At 63.2% G+C, this 5,527-nt stretch carries 6 protein-coding genes; 1 reads left to right on the top strand and 5 read right to left on the bottom strand.

The window, feature by feature from the left end; all coding sequences use genetic code 11:
- Nucleotides 1-24 precede the first annotated feature (24 nt).
- A complete protein-coding gene (locus VEI45_RS14885) occupies nt 25-672 on the bottom strand; it encodes a TetR/AcrR family transcriptional regulator (protein ID WP_324854482.1) in 648 nt (215 codons plus the stop codon).
- 126 nt (nt 673-798) lie between these two features.
- On the opposite strand from VEI45_RS14885, the gene VEI45_RS14890 reads away from it, so the two are divergent.
- Nucleotides 799-1,353 (top strand): pyridoxamine 5'-phosphate oxidase family protein, encoded by a 555-nt coding sequence (locus VEI45_RS14890; RefSeq protein ID WP_324854472.1) that lies wholly within the window; start codon nt 799-801, stop codon nt 1,351-1,353.
- Between the two features lie 6 nt (nt 1,354-1,359).
- On the opposite strand, the gene VEI45_RS14895 is transcribed toward VEI45_RS14890, so the two are convergent.
- The 4 genes from VEI45_RS14895 to VEI45_RS14910 are packed head-to-tail and all read right to left on the bottom strand — an operon-like array spanning nt 1,360 to nt 5,454.
- Nucleotides 1,360-2,391 carry an amidohydrolase family protein gene (locus tag VEI45_RS14895; RefSeq protein WP_324854474.1) on the bottom strand — a complete coding sequence of 344 codons (1,032 nt, stop codon included), beginning with the start codon at nt 2,389-2,391 and terminating at the stop codon, nt 1,360-1,362.
- Between the two features lie 8 nt (nt 2,392-2,399).
- Nucleotides 2,400-3,152 (bottom strand): hypothetical protein, encoded by a 753-nt coding sequence (locus VEI45_RS14900; RefSeq protein ID WP_324854476.1) that lies wholly within the window; start codon nt 3,150-3,152, stop codon nt 2,400-2,402.
- Entirely contained in the window at nt 3,149-4,417 is a 1,269-nt protein-coding gene (locus VEI45_RS14905; protein ID WP_324854478.1) for an NADH:flavin oxidoreductase, read from the bottom strand. The genes VEI45_RS14900 and VEI45_RS14905 overlap by 4 nt, the downstream gene beginning before the upstream one ends.
- A gap of 38 nt (nt 4,418-4,455) precedes the next feature.
- Entirely contained in the window at nt 4,456-5,454 is a 999-nt protein-coding gene (locus tag VEI45_RS14910; RefSeq protein WP_324854480.1) for a VOC family protein, read from the bottom strand.
- Nucleotides 5,455-5,527: the final 73 nt, after the last annotated feature.

The following is a 5,527-nucleotide window of genomic DNA, read 5'->3' on the forward strand; positions in this document are numbered from 1 at the left end:
TGAGCAGCTGAACGCGATCGCCGCTTAGCCGCTGCGGCGCTTAGCTTTTCGCCGACGGAGATGGCCTGCAAGCGCTTGGGTCAACCCGTCGATGATCAGGTCGAGCCCGAATGAGAATTCGTCTTCCAACGGCACCGGAAGACTGTCCGCGACTTTGACGGTGGCAGGAAACTGGCCCGGGTCGAGGTCGTGGAAGATCTTCGCCAGCCTGTTGTCGTCAAGGTCACCCCCGATACTCGGGAGCTGAATCGCGAAACCCAAGATGTAGCGGGCCAACGTTGCGTAGGACCGGGCCGCCAGCGCGGGCGGAAACCCGTTGTCAAGCAGAAACGCGATCATTCGCTCGCGGACGACAAGGGCATTCGGCCCGATCGGCACATCGTCCGCCAGTAGCGGCGTCACATTCCAATGCCGACACAGCGCATCAAACATGCTGTGGGCGGCGGCTTTACATGCCTCCTGCCAAGTCATGGTGCTGAGCTTCGCGGTGTCCAAGTCGACTGAGCCGAACACCCGGTCGACGACGTGGGCGACTACGTCTGCTCGGCCGGCGAAGTGCCGATACAGCGTGGCGGTGCCTGAATCCAACCGCTGCGCCAGCGTTCGCATCGACAGTGCATCGGCTCCCTGCTCATCGACGATCTGCAGGGCCGTCGTGACGATCCGCTCCAGCGGGACGGCCGGGCGGCCGGGGGAGCGTCGATGGCTGGTTGTCACGGGCCAAGTATGGCGACTCTTGACAGCCAGCGCAATATCGGCAACACTGTATCCGTTAATCAAGTCCAAAGGATGGATGCCATGCTTCTTCCACTCGCAACCGAGCCGTTCACGGCTCCCACAGATCGCGACATGCTGCCCTCGGAGCGACGCGCCTTCGTGCGCACGCACCGCACGTGCGTATACGGCTACCGGCGACGAAACGACGGGCCCGCGATGTCGATCGTGTACTACATCCCGACCGACGATGACGAACTGCTGGTGTCGACGATGGCCGGACGGGGCAAAGCGAAATCCGTTGCACGCGACGGTAAGGTGAGTCTCTGCGTACTCGACGAGAACTGGCCATTCGCCTATCTACAGGTGTACGCCGACGCCACCATCGAGCACGATCGCGCGCTCGTCGTCGATGTGATGATGGCTGTGGCAGGACGGATGTCGGGCCAGCCGCTGAGTGAAGAGGGGCGCCCGTTCGTCGAGGTGATGGCTGAACAAGAGGATCGCGTCGTCGTGCGCTGCCGGCCGTACGCCACGTTCGCGCAGCCCCCGCGGCATCTGCACCGCAATGACCAAGAAGAGCAGATCACCCATTGGGTATCGGCGACTGTGCCGTGGGACGCGCCGGATCCGGTGTGAAAGCCGCTATTTCGTGTTCGTCAGGCGAGCAACGCCGCGCAGGACGGTTCGGCTGACGCTGTGGCGGATTCGTTGAGCGGGTGATTGCGGGATAGGTGGCGGCGCCGCGCCGAGCCGAGGGAACAGCGCCAATGCGTTGGTGCGTTCGATAGCGCCGCGTGTGGCGGGGTCGAGTCCCGGATAGGTCTCCAGCCCGGCCGCGAACAGCTTTCCGGCGGCAGTCGGGGCAAACGGAAAATCGGATCCGAAAGTGATGTGACCCGGTTTGGCGAAGGCGAGCAGGGTGGGCAACGCCGCCGCGCTGGACGACAGCGCGGTGTCGAAGTAGAAGCCGGCGAAGTCGTCGAGGACATCGGCCCAGCTGCGGCCCGTGTCGGCGGTAATCGCCACGGCCATCCGGTGACTGGCATACGGCACGAATCCGCCAGCGTGGCTCAGAATGAACCGGATGTTGGGGTAGCGGCTTCGAATACCGTTGTGCACCAACAAGTAAGCGGCCCGGGTGGTGTCGAGCAGGAAGTCGGCCGCAAAAGGCGGCACGCCGGGCACGGTCGGCCCGGGCAGCTCGGCGGGATGGATGAACACCACGGCAGACCGATCGTTGAGGGCGGCAAACAGCGCATCCTGTCCGTCTTCACCGACATACGTGCCGGCGTTGTTGGCCAACAGCACGACACCGTCAGCCTTCAGGTCGTCGAGCGCTCGAACCGATTCAGCGACGGACTCGTCGATGTTCGGCATCGGCACCGTGGCGAAAAACCCGAACCGGTCGGGTTGTGCTGCTGCGAGCGCAGCGGCGTAGTCGTTGACGTCACGTGCGAGGCCGGCCGCGTCGACCGGGTTGGGCAGAAACGCCGTGCCGGGGGTCGACACCGACAAGATCGCGGTACCGACGTCGAGACCAGCCATCGCCTGCAGCGACAGATCAACGCTCCAGTCAGGGAGCGCCCGTCCGCCGGCTTCGTCCAATCCGGCTTTCTGCAGGGCTTTTCGGTAGTCGGGCGGAATGATGTGGTGATGGGTGTCGACGCGTGTCATTGGTTCTCCTAACGCACACGGATGACGGGCACGGTGCGGTCGACGGCGAACGCGTGAACAGCAGTGCAGGTCAGGTGTTGGTCGCCGATGGCTGCTGACACCTCGGGTGAGGCGATGAGGTCGTCCACTTGGGTTCGTGTATCGGTGCCGAAGATGACGGCGCCGTGATAACGCCGGTGCGGCGGATTTCTGTGGGATACGCCAAAGGTGGTGTGCGCCAAGGCTGCCAAGGGCAGGAGGGCGTAGGTCCTCAGGTCGCGTGCTCCCGCGGCATGCAGCGCCGGGCCGAGTCGGGCGTGGACGAACGCACGAAAGGCCCGGCCCGACACGCCCCTGCGTCGGCGCAGCAGCAGCGCTGTGCGATGACCGACCGAGTCGGCGTGACCAGTCGTCCACCAGCGGCCGCCGCGAGGCCCGGTTTGGTGGCCCAACACGTGTTCGAAGACGTTTTGTTCGTCGAGGAACACCTCGCGCATGTGCAACGGCACCCGGAACCCGGCAGCCATGCTGGGCAATCGCACCTCGGTGAGCCCGTCGAGCGGCCACGCTGACGGGACAATTGTGCCGACTGTGGGGGTGGCGGGCCAGTATCCGTGGTCGGTCGCGGAGAAGTGATATTGGTTGTACTCCAACAGGTGCGGAAGACGTTTGACGATCTCGGCGTGCGGCCCGGCCCAGTACGCGTACGCGACGTCGCGCGGCAGATCCGCCCTCAGGCGCACCGGATAAATCGCCGAGGTGGTCGGAACGGAGGCGTTCATCCAACCCCCTCGACGTGAAGCATGAGCTCTTTTTGCGCGCGGATTTTGCCGTTGTAGCATTCGATCGGTTTTCCGCCGAAGCGGGCGATGCAACCGTTGCAGTATCCGCACACCGGTCTGCCGGGCGTCGGTGTCTGTACGTTCTTGAACAGGTAGGGGTCGGCGATAAATGCCCGCGCTGCCGACACCGCATCACATCGACCCGTCTCGATCGCCGATTCCATACCCGTGGTCGTGTGAAATCCGCCGACGCAGATGACCGGGATGGCGAGTTGGGCGGTGAACTGTTCGGCGTGCGGGAGATTGAATCCTTCACCTCCAGGTGCCAGATGTTCCGCGGCGCGTTCGATGAGGGGTGCTAAGGCGAGCATGGTCATGCGTCGGCGCCGCGACATATTAATGCCCGAGCCCTCTTTGACCTGTCCGCTGATGAACCCCTTGTAGTGCCCCAGAACCATTCCGGGCCAGGATTCGTAGTGACCGCGGGATACTTCGACTGCGTCGATACCTTCGTCGGCCATGACCTTCGCGACGCGTACGAGTTCAGCGGTCGTCGCCCCCTTCCGCAGGGGGAGCATGTCGGTGCCGTTCATTTTCAGCAGGATCGGGAAGTCGTCCCCGACGCGAGCCCGTATTGCCCGGAAGACCTCGCGGAGCAGACGCATCCGATTATCGAGGCTGCCACTGTATTCATCATTGCGGCGATTGGTGTGCGGCGTGAGGAACTGGCTTAGCAGGTATCCGTGCGCGGCGTGGATCTGCACAGCGTCGAATCCGACATCTTGCGCACGCGCAGCGGCGGCCGCGAATGTGTCCACTAACGCTGGTATCTCGTCTGCGCGGAGAGGGCGGGGTTTGGTCCCATAGAGAGGTTCGCGAACCGACGACGCCGACACGGTGGCCTTGCCTGGATCAGACGATCGGACCATCTGGCGGCCACCATGGTTGAGCTGCGCAACAAGAAGGCTGCCACCACCGTGTGCAAGCTGCACCCAATCACGCAGACCGGGCTTCTTGTCGTCGGTATCGATCCCTGCCTGCCGGCCTGCCGATTTTGCCTGCAATGACACAAAAAGATTTCCGGTGACGATCAACGGAGTGCCCACGCGCACCATTGGCTCATAGAACTCAAGCAGCTCGTCGGTAACGTGACCGTCCTCGGTTGCCCGGGTCTCGCTCGTTGCTGATTTGTACAGCCGTCCAGGAACATTCAGGCGCCCGATCTGCAGTGGTTTCAACAGGGAACCCACTGAACCCGCGGTCATTCGTCGTCTCCTCTATCGCGCGGCATTAGCGTCTCGGTCTAGCTATCCGGGATGCCGGCGTGGGCCAGCGCCGGAACGGTGTCTTCGCGGTGCAGCAGCGACTGCGCCGCAGTCTTGAACTGACCCAGTTTGTCGATGATGGTCTGGCCCTCCGGGGTGTGGCCCCAGATGCTGATGCCCTGATGAGTGGTTGGCTCCCAAGTCTTCTCGTCGACAACGATCGGGTTCCAACCGACCTCCCATTCGAATCCCGAGGGTGTCATCGCGTAGTAGGACAATTCTTTGTCGTTGGTGTGCTGCCCGACGGCCAGCGCCATGTGGAAGCCAAGCTCTTTCACCCGCTGATAGGACGCCGTCATGTCGTCGAGTTCGGCGACCTGGATGTTGAGATGTTGAACGCGGGTACGGATCGGGTTGATCGGCAACCGGTTAACCGCGGCGATCGCCACCGAATGATGGCGTTGGTTGACGCGTAGGAACCGAATTTTGAACTTCAGGCCGCTGATCGTTTCGTCGATGTAGTCGGTGAGTCGGGCGTCGAACACGGTGTCGTAATACCCGCGTATCTGGTGCGGCTTCTTCGACGTGACGGCGACATGGCCGATGCCGGCTTCGCCGGTGACGAAGCCGCCGCGCACCGCCATGTCTGGCGGCGTATCGCTGCGCCGCGCGCGGGTGAAGATTTCCTGCATCAGACCATTGGGGCCGGGGAACCGTACGAGACGCTCGACACCGCGGAGTCCAGCCTCCTCCGCGGTCCCTTCGGTAACCGGCACGCCATGCCCGGTGATCCGGCCGAGGACTTCATCGAAGGTTCGGTGGTCATCGACTTGCCAGCCAAGGGTGGTGACGTCTTCAGCCGGGCCGCGCTGCAACAGGAATCGGCATTCGTTGTCGTCGAGGCGGAACCGCATGACGTCCCGCATCGTCTCGTCGAGATGCATGCCGATGGCGTCGCGACCGAACCGGCGCCAGTCGGCGAACCTGTCGGTCTCGATGACGATATAGCCGAGGTGCACGTTGCCGAAGATGTTCATTGGTCGAAAACCGAAGGTGTGTTGAGGAAGTCGGCGACAAGCCGGTTGAATAGATCGGCACGCTCCCACTGCA

The organism is Mycobacterium sp. (genome assembly GCF_035623875.1).
Classification (GTDB): Bacteria; Actinomycetota; Actinomycetes; order Mycobacteriales; family Mycobacteriaceae; genus Mycobacterium.

Excerpts from the sequence above, each read along its gene's own strand:
- VEI45_RS14890 (WP_324854472.1), top strand. The coding sequence starts at position 799 with ATGCTTCTTCCACTCGCAACCGAGCCGTTCACGGCTCCCACAGATCGC.
- VEI45_RS14895 (WP_324854474.1), bottom strand. The coding sequence starts at position 2,391 with ATGACACGCGTCGACACCCATCACCACATCATTCCGCCCGACTACCGA.
- VEI45_RS14900 (WP_324854476.1), bottom strand. The coding sequence starts at position 3,152 with ATGAACGCCTCCGTTCCGACCACCTCGGCGATTTATCCGGTGCGCCTG.
- VEI45_RS14905 (WP_324854478.1), bottom strand. The coding sequence starts at position 4,417 with ATGACCGCGGGTTCAGTGGGTTCCCTGTTGAAACCACTGCAGATCGGG.
- VEI45_RS14910 (WP_324854480.1), bottom strand. The coding sequence starts at position 5,454 with ATGAACATCTTCGGCAACGTGCACCTCGGCTATATCGTCATCGAGACC.